The 18,140-nt window shown below is 34.3% G+C and carries 11 protein-coding genes; 3 read left to right on the top strand and 8 right to left on the bottom strand.

Going from position 1 to position 18,140, the window contains the following annotated elements:
* Positions 1–14: 14 nt before the first annotated feature.
* Positions 15–1,412 carry a DNA repair protein RadA gene (gene radA / locus XYLOR_RS06485; protein ID WP_036877919.1) on the bottom strand — a complete coding sequence of 466 codons (1,398 nt, stop codon included), beginning with the start codon at positions 1,410–1,412 and terminating at the stop codon, positions 15–17.
* Between the two features lie 184 nt (positions 1,413–1,596).
* On the opposite strand from radA, the gene XYLOR_RS06480 reads away from it, so the two are divergent.
* Together XYLOR_RS06480 and XYLOR_RS06475 are read left to right on the top strand one after the other, a co-directional pair.
* Positions 1,597–2,514: an ABC transporter substrate-binding protein gene (locus XYLOR_RS06480; RefSeq protein ID WP_309477142.1), complete on the top strand. Its 918-nt coding sequence runs from the start codon at positions 1,597–1,599 to the stop codon at positions 2,512–2,514.
* 13 nt (positions 2,515–2,527) lie between these two features.
* Positions 2,528–4,756: a tetratricopeptide repeat protein gene (locus XYLOR_RS06475; protein ID WP_036877915.1), complete on the top strand. Its 2,229-nt coding sequence runs from the start codon at positions 2,528–2,530 to the stop codon at positions 4,754–4,756.
* On the opposite strand, the gene XYLOR_RS13315 is transcribed toward XYLOR_RS06475, so the two are convergent.
* From XYLOR_RS13315 to kdsA, 5 genes are read right to left on the bottom strand one after another with little or no spacing between them, the layout of a single operon-like run.
* Positions 4,725–5,831, bottom strand: a complete 1,107-nt coding sequence (locus XYLOR_RS13315) for an acyltransferase family protein (protein ID WP_051508911.1) — start codon at positions 5,829–5,831, stop codon at positions 4,725–4,727. The genes XYLOR_RS06475 and XYLOR_RS13315 overlap by 32 nt on opposite strands.
* A 7-nt stretch (positions 5,832–5,838) precedes the next feature.
* Complete coding sequence (locus XYLOR_RS06465) at positions 5,839–7,101, bottom strand: phospholipase D-like domain-containing protein (protein ID WP_036877913.1); 1,263 nt, start codon at positions 7,099–7,101, stop codon at positions 5,839–5,841.
* Positions 7,098–11,081: a two-component regulator propeller domain-containing protein gene (locus XYLOR_RS06460; RefSeq protein WP_036877911.1), complete on the bottom strand. Its 3,984-nt coding sequence runs from the start codon at positions 11,079–11,081 to the stop codon at positions 7,098–7,100. The genes XYLOR_RS06465 and XYLOR_RS06460 overlap by 4 nt, the downstream gene beginning before the upstream one ends.
* 23 nt (positions 11,082–11,104) lie before the next feature.
* Positions 11,105–12,067 (bottom strand): KpsF/GutQ family sugar-phosphate isomerase, encoded by a 963-nt coding sequence (locus XYLOR_RS06455; protein ID WP_036877909.1) that lies wholly within the window; start codon positions 12,065–12,067, stop codon positions 11,105–11,107.
* On the bottom strand, positions 12,064–12,816 hold the full coding sequence (kdsA, locus tag XYLOR_RS06450) for a 3-deoxy-8-phosphooctulonate synthase (protein ID WP_036877907.1): 753 nt from the start codon (positions 12,814–12,816) through the stop codon (positions 12,064–12,066). Before kdsA ends, XYLOR_RS06455 begins: the two co-directional genes overlap by 4 nt.
* A gap of 178 nt (positions 12,817–12,994) precedes the next feature.
* Between kdsA and XYLOR_RS06445 the strand changes: the two genes are divergently transcribed.
* On the top strand, positions 12,995–13,531 hold the full coding sequence (locus tag XYLOR_RS06445; protein ID WP_036877906.1) for an outer membrane beta-barrel protein: 537 nt from the start codon (positions 12,995–12,997) through the stop codon (positions 13,529–13,531).
* Positions 13,532–13,619: 88 nt separating this feature from the next.
* Here XYLOR_RS06445 and XYLOR_RS06440 read toward each other — a convergent pair whose 3' ends face one another.
* Complete coding sequence (locus XYLOR_RS06440) at positions 13,620–14,978, bottom strand: TolC family protein (RefSeq protein WP_036877905.1); 1,359 nt, start codon at positions 14,976–14,978, stop codon at positions 13,620–13,622.
* Positions 14,979–15,009: 31 nt separating this feature from the next.
* Positions 15,010–18,138, bottom strand: a complete 3,129-nt coding sequence (locus XYLOR_RS06435; RefSeq protein WP_036877902.1) for an efflux RND transporter permease subunit — start codon at positions 18,136–18,138, stop codon at positions 15,010–15,012.
* Positions 18,139–18,140 lie beyond the last annotated feature (2 nt).

The following is an 18,140-nucleotide window of genomic DNA, read 5'->3' as shown; positions in this document are numbered from 1 at the left end:
ATACTGTAACTATTTTACCCGAATAGAACTCTTAATGCTTCTTCTACTTTTCTGACAGGAATAAGTTCTATATTAAACTTTGAACTGTTTAATCCTTGCATATTAAGCTTGGGAATAATCATATGTGTGAATCCCAATTTTTCAGCTTCAATTACGCGCTGATCAATTCGATTGATTGGTCTTACTTCTCCGCTGAGTCCAACTTCTCCGGCCATGCAGTATGCAGAACTTATAGCAGTATCAACATTACTGGATAGTACTGCAGCAATGACACTAAGATCCATTGCTAAATCAGTAACCTTAAGTCCACCGGCTATATTTATAAAAACATCCTTCTGCATCAATTTAAATCCGACTCTTTTCTCAAGAACAGCAAGTAACATATTTAATCTGCGTTGGTCAAAGCCTGTTGCCGATCTTTGTGGTGTGCCATATGCAGCTGAAGATACTAATGCTTGAGTTTCAACTAAAAAAGGTCTTACACCTTCTATCGCAGACGATATAGCAATTCCAGACAACCCTTCGTGATCTTGAGTTAGAAGTAACTCAGAAGGATTGCTTACTTGTCTAAGACCTGATTGTTGCATTTCGTAAATACCTAATTCAGATGTGCTTCCAAAGCGATTTTTTATTGACCTAAGTATGCGGTACATATAATGTTGATCGCCCTCGAATTGTATTACTGTATCAACGATATGTTCTAGAATCTTTGGTCCTGCAAGTGTACCCTCTTTGTTTATGTGACCTATAAGTATTACAGGTATACTACTTGTTTTTGCAAAGCGTAGAAGAGCTGCAGCACACTCTCTAACCTGTGTTATACTACCGGGACTGCTTTCTACGTCTTCTGTTGAAATAGTTTGAATTGAATCCACAATTACTAGTTCTGGTTGAATATCCTTGATATGTGCAAATATGTTTTCAAGCGAAGTCTCACATAATATTTGACAATTATCATTTATAGGATGCTCAATACGGTCGGCGCGCATTTTTAATTGGTGAGCACTTTCCTCACCACTTACATATAGTATTTTACGCTCAGGCATCCTTAATATAGTTTGAAGCGTTAGAGTGCTCTTTCCTATTCCGGGCTCTCCTCCAAGTAATACTATTGATCCTGGTACAAGTCCACCGCCAAGAACACGATTCAATTCAATATCATGTGTATCTATTCTTGGCTCGTCTTTCGCAGAAATTTCATGTAAGAAAAAAGGATGATTCCTTTTCTGAGAGTCAATGGTTGAATGTATAGACATTGCTGCTGACTTTGCAGCTTGTGAACCTGTGCTATTATTAGCTATGCGAATTTCCTTAAAAGTATTCCATTGCCCACAACTTGGACATTTGCCAATCCATTTTGCAGATTCCTGTCCACAGTTGTCACATACATATGCAATTTTGTCTTTTGCCATTACATTTTTATTAATGCTACAAAATTACTAAATTTCTTTGTTATGGCAAAATAAATTATTAACTTTGCACCCGTTGATATGGTTAATATCGCGCATTAATTATAATGAAAATGTAAAGGGCTGCCTGTGCTCTAAACACAGGTTTGCCCTTTTATTAAATTATGAACGTATTTTTTAATTTATAATGATGAAATCTAAATATATTTTGTTATTTCTATTGGTCTCTATTCTGATTATGGGTTGTGGACGCTCTTATAATGAAGAACAAAAACAGTCTGCGAAAGAGCGTTTAAAACTTTATAAAGAAGATTCTCTAGCACTGAAAGTCGCTGTTTTACCAACATTAGATTGTCTTCCTATGTTAGTAGCTCGTGAGTATAATCTTTTTGATTCTTTAGGAACTGATGTTAGATTGAAAAATTATACGGCGCAGATGGATTGTGATACAGCTTTGTCAAGGGGTAGGGTGGAAGTTGCTATTACTGATTTAATCCGTGCAGAAAGGCTTATTAGGCAAGGTACAAATATTACTTACCTAACAGCAACAAATACATATTGGCAATTTTTTTCTAATCGTATAGCTAGATTGAAAGAGTTGAAACAATTGGATGATAAAATGATAGCAATGAGCCGTTATTCAGCAACAGACTATTTGGCGAAGCGTGCAATGGATAGTGTTAAGATAAAACATGATAAGGTTTTCTTTATCCAGATTAATAATGTAAATATCCGTCTTAATATGTTGATAAATAATGAAATGGATGCTATGCTCTTGACAGAACCGCAAGCTACAGTTGCTCGTATTGCCAGGAACCCTATTTTAATGGACAGCCGAAAACTAAATATTAATTTTGGAGTTATCGCTTTTAGAACTAAAGCTATAAAGGATAGCCGTCGTAAGAGGCAGTTGCAAATTTTCATAAAGGCATATAATCAAGCATGTGACTCAATAAACAAAAATGGTTTAAAGCATTATCGCAAACTCGTATGTAAATACTATCATGTTAGCGAAACTGTTGTTGATTCAATACCAATGATTAAGTACAAACATGTCAATTATCCGAGGCAAATAGATATCAATATCGCAAAAAAATGGAAGTAATAATTAAAGTGTTATGTCTGATAATATAGAATATATTAATAAAGCTATAGAGAAAATAGAAAATCGTTTTCTCGCAGATTCTCTTGATCTAATAAGTCAATATATACAGGGTACTGCAAATATTGACACTCATGCTGTTTATGATAATATACGCAATAATTATATTTTCATGCTTGACTATATGCAGCGTGGTACTAAAGATCCAGAAAGAGATGATTTGTATAATAGATTATTGAAAGAAACTTTTTCTGTGTTGATTGATTTATCTGTAGATTGTTATATAGCAGAACAACCTGCATTTATGGATGCATATAATATTACTAAAAATCAGTTGAAAATTAGTTCTGCTGCAGAGATACGTAATAATCTTGAAGATTTTGTTTCGTCTGTGGCAATAACTGATTTGAATTCTGGGCCTGATAAAAATGATCGGTTAGAAAAATTGTATGCCGAACATCAAAGTTATATGAGTTTGTTGTTCAAAAAAATAATGATCGCTAAGCATTGGACTGATAATGAATCTGCAGATATGCAGGCTTTATTGCTTTCACCAACTGTTGAAAGTCAGGATAGACAGGTTATAATAAGTGCATTGATGCTTAATTTATTAGAATTTTTTGATATACGTAAGTTTTTGCTCCTTGTTAATGTTTACACAAATACAGACGATGAGTGTATTCGTCAAAGAGCTCTTTTGGGATGGGCTCTTACAATGCGTCCTTCTGCAGATAAAATTTTTCCAGAACAGAGAGATGCTATTGATAGACTAATTCAAGATAAAGATACGTGCCTTGAATTACTAGAACTCCAAGAGCAACTTATTTTTTGTGAAGATACAGATCGTTATACAGATAAAATACAAAAAGAGATTATACCAGATCTTATCAAAAATAATAATAATCTTAATATAACTCCTTTTGGGATTGAGGAAAAAGAAGATCCGATGCAGGATATATTTGATCCTGGAGCTTCAGATAGAGCCATGGAAAATGTCGAAAAGTCTATGGGGAAAATGATGGACATGATGAAACAAGGCTCAGATATTTATTTTGGTGGATTCTCTCAGATGAAGCGATACCCATTTTTTGAAGATATTACTAATTGGTTTTGCCCCTTTTATATTCAACATCCTGGACTAAACCATATTTCTTACGAATGTAAAAATAGTCTTCTTTTGGAAAATTTAATGCATTCAGGGCCGTTTTGTGATTCAGACAAATACTCTTTTGCACTTACTATTGATAAAATCTTCAGTAGCTTACCTTCTAACGTAAAGGAGATGTTAGGCAATAGCTATGCATTTGGCCAAACTTTTCCGGAAGAAGATTTAGCTAAACCTATATATATACGTCGTATGTATCTGCAAAACGTTTATCGTTTTTTCCGTCTATACTCCAGAAAAGAAAATTTTGTTGACGTATTTGGGTTGAATGTAAAAAAAACTGGGGGATATAATTATGATCACAGGTCTCTTTTTTTGTTGAATACCTTATTTGATAGATCTAAATTATCTGATGTTTATAATGACTTTGCAAAGTTTATGTCTTCACATAAAAAAAATATAGATGTTGATATAATTTTTAGGGGCTATACAGATAAAAACATTAACTCTGTTTACCTAAAATTAAAGGGTGCTGAGTATTATCTTTCTGCCGAGTGGAGTAAAGCCTCGGAATGCTTTGAAAAAGCTCTTGCTTTAGAACCAGATGACGAGAGGACACTAGTTCGTCTGGGACGTACTTATCTTAAGGGCGAAAATTTTGAGAAAGCAGAGATTTTATATAAAAATATTCTATTAAAGTATCCGGATAAAAATAGTTTTGAGATAAAATATATTGTGTGCTTAAGTAATAATCATAAGCATGAGGAGGCTTTGCAGCGCTTATATAAGTTAAACTATGAGTTGCCAAATGATAATAATGTGATTCGTCTATTGGCTTGGAATACATTATATACTAACCAATTGGATAAGTCTAATCAATATTATTCAAAATTGATATCAGAGCCTTCAAACTCAATTCAAGATTACGTATATGCAGGATACTGTTCATGGTTCATGGGTAATATAGAAGAGGCTAAAGAACGATTTATATGTATTTTTGATAATGATTCTTTGCAAGCCAGTTTGAGGGATAAATTATTACGTTCTTTTTTTGCTCATGATTCAGAACTAATTAAAAATCATGGCATATCTGATTTTGAAATGGAAATTATGAGTGATTTAGTGCGAGGTGTTTCTTGATTTTATGGTAATAATAATTCCATATTAGTGGTATACCAACACCGGCAATTGAATACAGTATCCAAAATAAGTCTTCTTTTGCATGTTCATGTATTACCATGTGGCATCCTATTTGAAGATAATCCAAATTGTAATACCATATCTTAATTAAACTTACAAGTTTAAATGATACAATATGGAATACGTATATACAAAGTGTGTTTTCACCACAGTATACCATAAACTTTTTAAACCAGTTATTTTGTTTATCAATGGTAGAGCTGATATTGTATACCATCAAAAAACCTAAAATTGCAGGTATTGGCAAACATATAAATTCTTTAAAGTCTGATCTCCAATTCATGTTTGAAGTAAAGTAAATAGAGAATAGTAATACAATAATGAAATAAATCAATGTAAGCCACCAATCTTTGTTTAAATTCTTGTAATATTGTTTGAAAATAAAGCCAATCCCGAAGAAGAAAGTTCCCATTATATCTCTGTATCCCCCTTGTACCAGAGAAATAACATTAAGACCCTCAGACGTTTTCCATGCTGCAATAAGCAGGACAAACGCAATTATATAGAAAGGAATATACTTTGTGTTCCAATTCTTGTTAGTAGCTATATGATTAAAAATCTTATATAGTACAAGAAATAGAATACTGGCAACCAATAAAGCTCTGAAAAACCAAAATGCTCCAATAAGGAATTGGTCATAACCACCCATACATGTAAATATATTCCAAAAATTCTGCTCAATCTGATGCCATGAGTATGGATGAGTGACTCCTCCTGACCAATTACCAAATTTTTCATTTAGTATGCCTAACTTAAACATAAGGTTGTGAATGATAAGGAAAAATACGGACCATTTCACGAATGGGTAGTATAATCCTTTAATACGCTTTTTTATGAATGTTGTCTCATCGTTAAGATACTTCGTAGAAAAAAAATATCCAGCAGTAATAAAGAATATTGGCATGTGGAACTCATAAAGGAAAGCATTCAATATATCGGGTGCATCAGCATGTCCGATCACCATTAATATTATAGCGAAAGCTTTACATATAGATATGATAGTATTTCTTTTCATAATCCTTTTATAATACAGGTGCTAGAAAATGTGCAAACCATCCCACAAATTTGTTCCATGGCGTACGGAACTCATTCCAACTATCTTTAGTTAGTTTGAAGCTTTCCTTTTTATCTTTATCAAACATGTCACTAAGTTCCTTAGTAGTACAAGGATCTACTATTACGGCATTCTCTTCATAGTCAAAATTGAGACTGCGAGAATTCAAGTTTGCACTACCAATAGTACAAAATTTGCCATCTACCATGATAACTTTTGTGTGATGGAATCCATCTTTGTATATCCATATATTTACTCCATGTTCCATCAATTTGTGTACATTATAGAATACACAGTCAGGAGTAAGTGGAATATCGCTATGAGCAGATACCATTATTTCTTCCTTTACGCCTCTTTTTACAGCATTGCGTAATGCTTTTTTTAGAGTCCTGTTTAGTGTTAAGTAGGGGTTTATCAGTTTTATGCTGTCTTTTGCATCATTTATAGCATCTGTATAGAATTTTCTTATTATACTATTGCTCGTATGAGGCTCTCTATTTATGATTCCTACTATCTTATGTCCTGCTGTGCAACTGGTATCAGGTTTTAGTTGAGTAAAGTATCCTCCGTCAGTATACCCCCTGTAATATTTGGCCCCGGAAATATTTTGCTTTGTAGTTCTATTCCATATTCTGAGGAATATTTTTTGTAGATCATTTACTGCAGATCCATTTATACGGCAGTGCATATCTCTCCATTTTCCAACAGCTTTAGTACCCTTGATGTAGTAATCTGCAACATTCATCCCTCCCGTAAATGCAATTTTCCCGTCAATTACAACTATTTTGCGGTGATCTCTTGCCCAAACATGATTAACCCAAGGGAAACGAATTGGATCAAATTCATATATTTCAATGCCTTCTGCCCATAGTTTACGTAGATGTTTTCTACGTAAAGGTTTATTATTAGAATCATTACCGAACCCATCAAATAAGGCTCTGACTTCTACGCCCTGTTTACGCTTTTCTGCTAGTAATTTAAAAAGGCAATTTGCTATAGAGTCATTGCGAAAATTAAAATATTCTAAATGAATTGAACTTTTAGCATCCCTTATTGCTTGGAATAAATCATCAAATTTTTCATGCCCAGTTGTTAGTAGTGTTACACTGTTATCATTAGTGAAATTTACGCCAATCTGTCTCATTTGACTTACTATAAGCGAATCGCTAGTTTGCGCTATTGAATTTGTGGCTGCAGCTAGCAGCACAATAAAAATTAATCTAAATTTCATTTGTTATTTTCCCGGTTTCCTATCCTATACTCTAATGGAGTTATACCGAATTTTTCTTTGAAGATATGTATGAAGTTTTCTGCTGTTGTAAAACCTGTATTCTGTGCAATCTCATTCATGTTGATATTTGTTCGTATCAAAAGTTCACATGCATGTTTTATTCTCAAAATTCTGATAAGTTCTGCAGGCGTTTTATGAGTTATATTCGTTATTTTATGGAAAAAAGGAACTCTTCCCATGCCCATTGATGCAGCCATTTCCTCCAAGTTTAGTTGTCCGCGACTCATATTTTGCATTACATATTGCTCAATATTTCTGATAAGTTGCATATCTGTGGCATCAGTCATAGAGTAATCATTTTCAATATTGTCATTCTTTTTGTATAACTTAGAATCTATATTTTTTGTAATATTGTAATCCTCATTATTATTTGATGAATCTGCTTCTATATTATTTTCTATAGCGACTTGAATAGCTTCTTGGTACAAATTCTCATGGGTATCGTCATCATCCTTTTCTTTTGAAAAAAGCCTTTTACCTATGTTTGGCGAATATTTTTCTGGTTTTCTTTCTTTTTCGCTACTGTTACGCCTTATTATTCTTTCTTTGCCATGTTGATCTTTATCATATACCTTAGCTATATCATTGTTTGTTAACGATAGATCCTTTTTTGAGCTATGATTTTTATCTTCCAAATTATTATCAGTATTTTCATACTTTATTGAGGCTCTAGTCATACTATTATTCTGCCACTCTAAAAATTTGTCATCTCCACATATACTGTCATTTTCAATAAGATTATTCAAATTAATATCTCCGATACCTAATAATCGGTTGAATATAATCATTGCTTCTTGTATATTGAATGGTTTCGCTATATAATCATCAGCAGATAGCGTGATGTTCTTTTTCTTTATATCTGCAGGAGTAAGTATGGTATCTGTCATAAGTATAAATTTCGTACTTTGTGTTTTTGAACTCATTTTTATTTTGTTGCATAACTCACTACCAGTCATCTCTTGCATGTCCTGTTTACAAATAACTAGATCAGCTTTTAAATCATCCAAATCAGATGCTGCCGTTTCAATATTACTATAGGTTTGAAATGTATAAAAATCACTTAACCTAGCTGATGAAAATCGTAGAAATTCTTCATTGTCGTCAATCATTATTACTAAAAAACGCATCGTCGGTAACTCTTTCTTTTGGGGCTTAATTTCATATGTTAGCTCGTCTTGAGTTTCAGATGGCAATGTTACTTGTCCGTTTTTATCCATTTCTAACTTATCAAAAGCTCTATTCTTTGCTTTCTTTTTTGGTGATTCTAATAAAATTTGCATTTCTGATATTCTAGTTATCACTTGTAATATCTGAGAATGCAAAGCATTAAGTTGTTCCCTCCCTTCGATAGAACTTTCTCTCTCTGCCAAATTACCAATAATAGAAGTCATTCTAGCCATCGGTTGTCTTAATTCATCGCTAGTCTCTTTGATTTCATCTCGTTGCAGCATTAACTCATGTAAAATGGCTTTTTTTCTTAACCACATATCGCTGAACTTCTTAAATCCTATCTTCCAAATAAAGAAAATGATAAAACCTATTATTGTGTAGCATAAAAACATCCACCAAGACATCCACCAGGGGTGCTCTATAACTATCTTTAAAGTCCTTTCATGATTGCTTATACTTCCATTAGCGCTTATGGCTTTGACATGTAATGTATATGATCCGCTGCCTAAATCATTAAATGTTACTCCGTGCTTAAGTGCATCACCATTGTGCCATTGGTTGTCTAGTCCCTCCATCCAATATACGAACTGTAAACGTTCGCTTTGATTATAATTCCCAGCTGCAAATTTTATGGTGAATGTGTTCTCGTTGTTTCTTAATGTTATTTTATTACTTTCATTAAGAGCTTGAGGCAGTGGTATTCTTCCTTGATACTCATTGCTCGTTTCTATTTCATTATCGCCAATAAATAGTTGCGTTAACATAACGCTTGGTAGGCTGTTCTTGCCAATATCACTTCCTGGCATTACCCAATTTATTCCGTAGATTCCTCCAAAAATTACTTGCCCGTCTTTTCTCGTAAATAATGCTCCTTTATTGAATTCATTGCTTTGGAGACCATCTGAAATATCATAATTATATAATCCATAGTTGAAAGAATTGTCTTCATTGTTTCTTTCAACGACAACACGGCTTGCCCCATTACTTGTTGTGACCCAAATATTGTTATTATTGTCTTCGGTTATTCCACAGATAGAATTGTTGCATAATCCATTATTTTCAGTTATATATTTCAAACTGTCTGTTTCTTCATTAAAGATATTTAGTCCCTCTCTTGTACCTATCCATATCAGACCACGGCTATCTTGATAAACATTGGTTATGTAATTGTTTGTAAAGGTCTTTATGTTTGTACTGTTTCCTGTATAATAAGTCATCTCATTATTAGAAAGTTTCATTATTATTAGTCCGTCAGAAGTACCAATAAGAAGTCTGTTGTTTTTCGTATAATACAATGATGTAATATTATTAGACATCATTTTTCCATTTTCTTTTGTGTATGTGGAAAATGTGTTCATATTAGGATTAAATACTTGTAGTCCACCTGATGTCGCAATCCAAAGATTTCCGTTGCGGTCTGTCGTTAGTGCATTAATATGATCATCAATTACGGTCTTTGAACTGTCATTTACTGCTGAATAAAAATTGGTCGTTCCATTTTTAATTCTTGTAAGTCCATTCTGCATAGAACCTATCCATAAACTACCATCCTTTGTATATGCTAATGCAGTAATTTTTTTACTCGCTATAGCACCATTATATCCAATTAGCCCTTCATCTTCTGTACCATACAGTATTTTACCATTAGGTTCTTCGCAAATAGCTGAAACATCACCTATAGCCTTCCCCATAAATTTATATATATTTTTGCCCCAATAAGCTACACCATATTTTTGAGTACCAACCCAGATAAGATTAGTGTCATCAACATACACGCTTTGTGTCTTAACAATGCCTTCTATATTGTTGATCGTGCCATCCAAGTTTTCTGGTTTTACTGCTTCGACTTTATTAGTCAATACATTCATTTTGAGTAGTCCGTTAACATCGGTGGCAATCCATATGTTGCCATTCTTGTCTTCGTCCATTCCGTTTACAGCCCTGTCTGTACCTGTACCTTTAAAACCTAGTTTCGTTCCTATTGACATGTCCCACTTTGCCGTAGATTTATTATATTTAAGCAAAGTTCCTGGTCCATATAACCATATATTATCATTTGAGTCAGCAAATACTCTTATCCCATCATTAGATTTAATTTTAAGGTCTGCAAGTGCTTGATTAGCCCATGCGGTATGCTGTTGGTGCATAACATCACAGCATACAATTCTCCCATCATCATATGCTAGTATTGTACCTTCTGTTGATTCGCCCATAGATACAATGTTACCTTGAGGAATTCCTGTGGAAGTGTTTGTATAACCGAAATTATACAATAATTGTTGTTGCATATTGAAGCAGTCTACTCCATGGTTTGGGGTATAAGCCCATAAATTTTTATGGCTGTCAATGAATATAAGTGAAGGTGAAGTATTAATTCCCATATTAGAGAATGTAGACTTTATGTCTCTTTCGAAAGATTCTGTTTGAGGATGATAAATGCAATAGCCTGAAGACGTCTCTATCCATAGGTCACCATCCATACCTTCTTGAATGCTTTTTATATAACTGTCTGGTAGTGATGATCCATTTTGCGGGTCACTCTGAAAATTTTTGAATGTGTAGCCATCATATCTATATAGTCCTGCAGGAGTGCCAAACCACATATATCCCCTTGAATCTTTCATTATACAGTTAACTTGACTGCAAGTAAGTCCTTTAGAGGTATCTAAAGTTTTGAAAAGATACATAGAACCTGCTGATAGTGATAACAGTATCAGAGTTAGCATTAATATGGTTTTTAATCTCTTCATGCTTATAGAATATATAAAGCTTTTTAGATCATGCAACTGTAGTGGTCAACCACTCCAAGTAGGTGATTTTTACTATCAACAACTAGCACAGAGTGTATCTTATATTTGTTCATTATATTTTGAATTTCGGATATTTTGATATCTTGCATTACAGTTTTGGGATTTTTTGTCATAATATCTTCAACAGTACGGTCAAAAAAAGCTTTCTGGTTGTTTTCCATAGCACGCCTTATATCACCATCTGTTATAAGACCCACGACACAGTCTTCTGTAATAGCTATACCAAGTCCAAGTTTGCCTTTACTTACTAATATAATAGCTTCACCAAGTTTCATATCAGGCGGCATTATAGGCAAGTCGTCGGTTCTCATTACATCTAAAGCTGTTGTAAGTAACCTTTTTCCTAGCTCGCCTCCTGGATGGAATTGGGCAAAATCTCTTGGCTTAAAATTTCTTACCTCCATTAATGCAACAGCTAGGGCATCCCCCATAGCAAGCGCTGCTGTTGTACTACTTGTTGGAGCTAAATTAAGTGGGCAGGCCTCTTTTTCTACACATACATTGAGATGGACATTAGAGTATTTTGCCAATAGTGATTTTGGATTTCCGCTCATTCCAATTATAGGAACGTTCATATGTAATACCATTGGCAGAAATCTAAGTAATTCGTCTGTCTGACCAGAGTTGCTTATAGCTAGAACAACATCATCAGGGGTCATAACTCCTAAGTCCCCATGGTAAACATCTAGTGGATTTATGAAAAATGATGGGGTACCAGTACTAGATAATGTTGCAGCTATCTTTGCTCCTATATGACCACTCTTTCCTACGCCAGTTACAATAACTTTACCATGACATTTAAACATCATGTTCACTGCATCATCAAAGTTGTTATCCATTTGGGGTATAAGGTCTAATAGAGCCTTTGCCTCGTCTTTTATACATTGTATTCCGTATTCTCTTACGGATATTTTATCATTTATCATATCAGTCTCTTTATCAGTTTCCCTATTTCATATAGTGGAAGCATGTTTGGGCCGTCACTTAATGCTTCGTCTGGATTTGGATGTATTTCAAAGAAATATCCTGTTGCCCCAAAAGCTTTAGCTGCCATAGCCATATATGGAACAAATTTTCTGTCACCAGATGTTTTCCCGTCTCCGGCTCCAGGTCTCTGTACGCTATGAGTACAGTCCATAATTACATTCGGTACAATTTCTTTCATATCAGGAATATTCCTAAAGTCAACAACTAGATTGTTATAACCGTATATATTGCCGCGTTCAGTAAGCCAGACTTCTTTTGCTCCAGCTTCTTTAGCCTTTTCTACAGGGTATTTCATATCCTGACCAGATAAAAATTGTGCTTTCTTAATATTAACAACTTTACCTGTTCTAGATGCGGCTATTAGCAGGTCTGTCTGTCTGCAAAGAAAAGCTGGAATCTGTAGCACATCTGCTACTTGGCCAACTTGTTCCGCTTGCCAACTTTCATGAATATCGGTAAGAATACGTAGACCGTATTTTTCCTTAATGTCACTTAGCATTTCCAGGCCGCGATCTATACCAGGACCTCTGAAAGAACTTATTGATGTACGATTAGCCTTATCAAATGAAGCTTTGAATATTATATCTATATCCAACTCTTTATTAATCTTAACTAATTCCTCAGCGACAGTGCTTAGCAGTACTTCCGATTCTATAACACACGGACCTGCAATAAAAATAGGTTTCATATAGCAAAGGTAAATAAATTGGCTTAAATAGCCAAATATTTAACGCATATTTTGTGAAAAAATAAAAAAAGCAATGAAATATTTGTAAAAACAGAAAAGATTTATACCTTTGTCTGCAAATTCATATTTTATGGATTATAATTTAGGATAAATAATCAACTAATTAAAAAGAAAAGAAATGAAAAAGTTTTTTATGACTTTGGTCGTTATTGCTATTGCTGTCAGTGCTAGCGCACAAGTGTATGTAGGTGGTAATGTTGGTATTTCAAGAGTTAAATCTGATGGTGCAGACGCAGAAACACAGTATTCGTTATTGCCTGAAATTGGTTATAATATTAATAATGATTGGGCAGTTGGTGCTGAATTTGGATGGACAAAAGGTTCTACAACAGACTTTTATACTAATAATATACATACTTTTGAGATTGCTCCATATGCGAGATATACATTTTTCCATAGTAAATTGATTAATGCTTTTTTAGATGGAGCTATTTCATATGGGCATGTTAATGGTACAGCAGATGTATATTCTATTGGTGTTAAGCCAGGTATAATTGTTAATTTAACGAGAAAATTGAGTTTCGTTGCTCATGTTGGTTTCTTAGGTTATAAAGAAATTGATTATAAGGACAATATAAAAGCAGCTGATACAAATGTTTGGGGACTTAATTTAGATGGGAATAACATTCAGTTTGGTATTTTCTACAATTTCTAAATGGAAGTCTTAGCAAGTAATTAAATATTAAAGGTCGGAATCTCGTGATGAGAGTCCGGCCTTTTTTATAAAGTATTGTGGAGATAAATTAAAAGACTTCTCTTCCTGTTGCAATCATGTATGCAGTTCTGCTATTAAGATATTGGCAAACTGCTTCGGTATATTTGTCTTGTGATTGTTGATTGCTTGTTTGAGCGTCTAGCAGATCACTCATTGTGCCTGTGCCTGCTTTATAATAATCTTCATTAAGTCTAAGGTTTTCTGTTGATTGTTCTATACTTTTTTTTGCTATTTGTATCTGTTTGTATGCATTATCAAGATCGTTGTATGCACTTTGCATTTGTATTATTAATAGTTGGCGATTATCTTCTCTATCCATACGTGAAATTTGTTCTGCAATTTTTTGATGTTTTACTGTATGGTTGCTACTCCACCATTCACTTATTGGGATACTTACAGTAGCCATACCGATTACATTTGCTTGTCCATTACCAACTAAGTCTGCATATACACCAACAGCTCCAATAGAAACAGTTGGTAATAAGGCTCCTTTTTTCATTTTTGTTTGTAGTACATTAGCTTCAACATCCTTATCAAGTAGTTGAGCTTCAACTTTGTTGTTTATAGCTGATGTATGATCTACAAGATATGATGATGGTTCTGGAATATCTTCAGTAATTGTTGTATCAACCATTATATCAATACCGTTCATACCAATATACTGTGCCAATACCATTTTACATAGTTTAATTCCATTTTCAACCTTTAGCCTATTTGCAATTAATTCATTTTGCTTTATTTCTACAGTTAACATATCTTTTTTTGTGGATAAACCTCCCTTGTAAGAATTTTCAGCATCTTGATGTATTCTTTTTAATTGATTGTCAGCTGCCTCGATTGTCTTCATTTTCTCAAAAAGAGTTATTAGTTGGTTATAATAAGTCTCTGTAGACGATACAATCTCATCTTTAGACTGCCGCATCTGAAGTTTTTTAACGAGAGTTTGCAACTTAGCCAGCTTGTTTCCTGCTGTTATTTGGCCTCCAGCATAAATAGGTTCCATAGCTACAATTTGAGCTGCTGCTCCTGACTTGAGCATATCAAAAGAATATGATGATGGTAGAGAAGCCAGGGCAGACGGGTTTAACCCCATCTGCGATATAATTGAACTAAGTCCCTGTTTATCCTCTGCAGAAAGACTTACGTCTTTTTTCATTAGATAGTCATTCGAATGAAAATAGACAGCCCCTGCAGAAACATTCGGAAAGTATTTTGAAAATGCATTCTTTTCAGTTTCATGAGCTTGTTCTATACTCATTTGTGCATCCCTCATTTTAATATTGTTCTTTACTGCCAATTCTCTACACTCTTTTAAAGTATATATTTTTTGAGAAAACATCGGCAGAACTATGCCAATATATAATAATATTATTGAAATTCTTTTCATAATTAGTATTTATCTTAATAATTTCATATATTTAGTCTTCTGCTGCCAACAGTTTAGCACGCTCTTTTTCATTCTTAAGATGTCGTTTGTGATCTTCTATTCTGAAAACAATCCAATATCCTACAGGAATCATTGTTATTATGAAGAACATCGCGACAATTGTACCGAAGCATACAACAACTCCCATTGGTCCCCACATTGGTGAGTTTTGTATAACCATTGGAATAACACCCATTGAAGCAGCTGCACTTGTCAAGAATATAGGTCGCATTCTTCGTTTAGCTGCATTTATAGCAGCATGTTTAGCACTGAGATGATCTTTTATACGGAGCTCTTCAGCATAGTCAATCATAATAATACCATTCCTCACTATTATACCCATTAGTGATATCATTCCAAGTATACCAGTCATACTTGTATTTTGGTTCATTATCAAAATACCAAGCGCAGCTCCTAATAGAGAAAATGTTAGCGATGCCATAATCAATAAAGAAAGTCTTATATCCCGGAAATGAAATAGTAAAATAACAAAAATTATTATAATAGATATGCTAAGTCCTCCATATATTTGTGGGCCATTCTCATCATCGCTTTCACGTTGTCCTCCTACTTTCATGCTAACGCTTGTAGGCATATGTATCGTTTTAAGATTGGCAATAGTTTTATCTGTTGCCCTATTTGTGTTTACTCCTCTACGTAAATCAGCAAAAACGGATATCGTTCGTACTCCATTGCGACGTACAATCATGCTTTCACGCCAGTCTGGCTTAACATCGGCTATTTGTCTAAGATGAATATTGGGGGTCGGTATTAATCCTGAAACTGTTGCGTTATTAAGATCATCAACAGTTTGTTTCCCTGTATTGTTATCTTTCAACATTACTTTTACGGGATAATCACCTTCCCAAACGGTAGTCATAGGTATGCCATCGCCGAATCGTGTTGCGAGATTCATTGCAAGCAATGATTTGTTTATTCCAAGTCTGTTTGCTTCATCACTGTTCATGACAACGTTAATTCCACTTGTAGTTCCTTCAAAATTGCTACGCACAAGTACAAGATCTGTATCTTTGCGCATTACTTTCATTGCTTCATCTACAACTTTGTGTATCTGTTCATAGTTACTACTGCTAAATCTTATTTCTATAGGGGCTTTTGCGTCTGAATAGTCAAGTTGTTTGAAACGTACTTGTGCATTAGCAAAATAATTAGAGTATAATGGAGTAAATTTATCTAGTAATGCCTCTGTCGCTTTATCATTTTCTGTATTTACTATGAATTGGGCAAAGTTTGTTCCACCTAATTGTGGGGCATAACTCATTTGGAAACGTGGAGATCCATTACCATAGAATGTAGTTATATTTAGTACTCGTGGATCTTTTTTCATCATGTGGCTCAAGCTATCAGCAATTGCAGCGGTATGTTCTATTGCGGTACCAGAAGGAAGGTACATTTCTACTGCAAACTGGTTACGCTCTGCTCTAGGCATTAGCTTTGATGGCAGTTTTGAAAACAATGATGCTCCTATTACTACAGATATAGCTCCAATTCCAAGTGTTATAAAAGGATGACGGAAACAAGCAGCTATTAGAATGTCATAGTAGTGTTGCATTATATCCAAAAATGTTTTATGCTTTTTCTTTTTGCTATCATCTTTCTTCAATCCCTTTTTTATGAAAGTATATTGCATCCAAGGAACAACAAATACAGCAACAAGCAATGAAGCTCCAAGTATTATAGATACTGCGATAGGGAACCATTTTACGAAATCAAGCATTTGCCCTCTCATTGTTAATAACAATGGGAAGAATGTAATTGATATAGCAAGAGTGGCACTAAATATTGATGAGAAAAATTCTTTCGCAGATAATGACGCAGCGTGCCATCTGCTCATTCCGCTATCAATTTTCTCTATATAACAGTCAATGATAACTATACTATTATCAACAATCATTCCTAATGTTACTATAAGAGCTGCCAGTGTTACAGTGTTAAGTTCTATACCTCCGGCCATAAATACTCCTAGAGCCATAAGTATTGCCATAGGTATTGTGGCGGCAGCTACACTTGCAACACGAATAGGTAATAGTAGCATAATTACAAATATAACCGAACAAATGGATATAAATAATTCTTGCAGGAATTCTAATATGGAATGGTTCACTAATGTGCTCTGGTCTGTAATTGGATATATTGAGACGTCTGAAGGTAACGAATGCTTAAAGTTCTTTATAATGCTTTTGACTTGATCTCCGAAGTGTACGATATTATTACCTTCATTCATTTCTAGAGACAACACAATACACTTTGTTCCGTTATTTTTTATGTATGAGTCAGACTCAGGGTATTCTCGCTTGATTGTCGCTATATCTCGTAAACGGACAACATTACCATTTGGATCAGAATATACTATTTGCTGAGCAACTTCATTTTCTGTGCTCATATTTGATCTTATATGTATAGGGCGTACTGTTTTTTTGTCATCAACGTTACCGCTAATTATTGTCATACCTTGTGCCTGCATATTAGCCATTATGGTAGCAGCGTTAATACCATATGTAGATAGTCTGTCTCGGTCTATATATACGCCGATTTGTTCCTGTTGCTCTCCGTAAACACGTAGGTTCGCTATTGAAGGTAAGACTCTCAGACTATCTTGTAAGTCTGTCATATAATTGTGCAGTTCGTGATATGTCTTATTCTTGCTTTCCAATGTAATAAGCATAGCAGATGTATCCCCAAAGTCATCATTGGCTATAAGAGCCATAACTCCTGGAGGTAATTCTGTTTTGAATTGTTGTAAACGATGCTTGAACTTGCTCCAGAATTCATCTTTATCTTTAATATTATCATTCAGTTCAACAAATACATAGCATATTCCATCTTTTGTTTGCGAGTATGTTTTAGATTTTTTTATCTCTTTGAATCCCCATAAAAATTTTTCTAGAGGCTTTGTTAATTGGGATTCAACATCTGCAGACGTAGCTCCAGGGTATACACCTACAACAACTCCTTGGCGGATAGTGAAAGTAGGAAACTCATTTTTAGGCATGTTAATAAGCGAGTATACACCGAATACAATACATGCTCCCAATATTAGAAGCATGATGCTACGATAGTGCATCACAGCTTCTACAATATCCAATTTATTCTTTTTCATTA

The sequence above is a fragment of the Xylanibacter oryzae DSM 17970 genome, from assembly GCF_000585355.1.
In the GTDB taxonomy this organism is placed as follows: Bacteria; Bacteroidota; Bacteroidia; order Bacteroidales; family Bacteroidaceae; genus Prevotella; species Prevotella oryzae.
The sequence above is the reverse complement of the archived record's forward strand: the minus strand, read 5'-3'. Positions and strand labels throughout refer to the sequence as shown.

Excerpts from the sequence above, each read along its gene's own strand:
- radA (WP_036877919.1), bottom strand. The coding sequence starts at position 1,412 with ATGGCAAAAGACAAAATTGCATATGTATGTGACAACTGTGGACAGGAA.
- XYLOR_RS06480 (WP_309477142.1), top strand. The coding sequence starts at position 1,597 with ATGATGAAATCTAAATATATTTTGTTATTTCTATTGGTCTCTATTCTG.
- XYLOR_RS06475 (WP_036877915.1), top strand. The coding sequence starts at position 2,528 with ATGTCTGATAATATAGAATATATTAATAAAGCTATAGAGAAAATAGAA.
- XYLOR_RS13315 (WP_051508911.1), bottom strand. The coding sequence starts at position 5,831 with ATGAAAAGAAATACTATCATATCTATATGTAAAGCTTTCGCTATAATA.
- XYLOR_RS06465 (WP_036877913.1), bottom strand. The coding sequence starts at position 7,101 with ATGAAATTTAGATTAATTTTTATTGTGCTGCTAGCTGCAGCCACAAAT.
- XYLOR_RS06460 (WP_036877911.1), bottom strand. The coding sequence starts at position 11,081 with ATGAAGAGATTAAAAACCATATTAATGCTAACTCTGATACTGTTATCA.
- XYLOR_RS06455 (WP_036877909.1), bottom strand. The coding sequence starts at position 12,067 with ATGATAAATGATAAAATATCCGTAAGAGAATACGGAATACAATGTATA.
- kdsA (WP_036877907.1), bottom strand. The coding sequence starts at position 12,816 with ATGAAACCTATTTTTATTGCAGGTCCGTGTGTTATAGAATCGGAAGTA.
- XYLOR_RS06445 (WP_036877906.1), top strand. The coding sequence starts at position 12,995 with ATGAAAAAGTTTTTTATGACTTTGGTCGTTATTGCTATTGCTGTCAGT.
- XYLOR_RS06440 (WP_036877905.1), bottom strand. The coding sequence starts at position 14,978 with ATGAAAAGAATTTCAATAATATTATTATATATTGGCATAGTTCTGCCG.
- XYLOR_RS06435 (WP_036877902.1), bottom strand. The coding sequence starts at position 18,138 with ATGAAAAAGAATAAATTGGATATTGTAGAAGCTGTGATGCACTATCGT.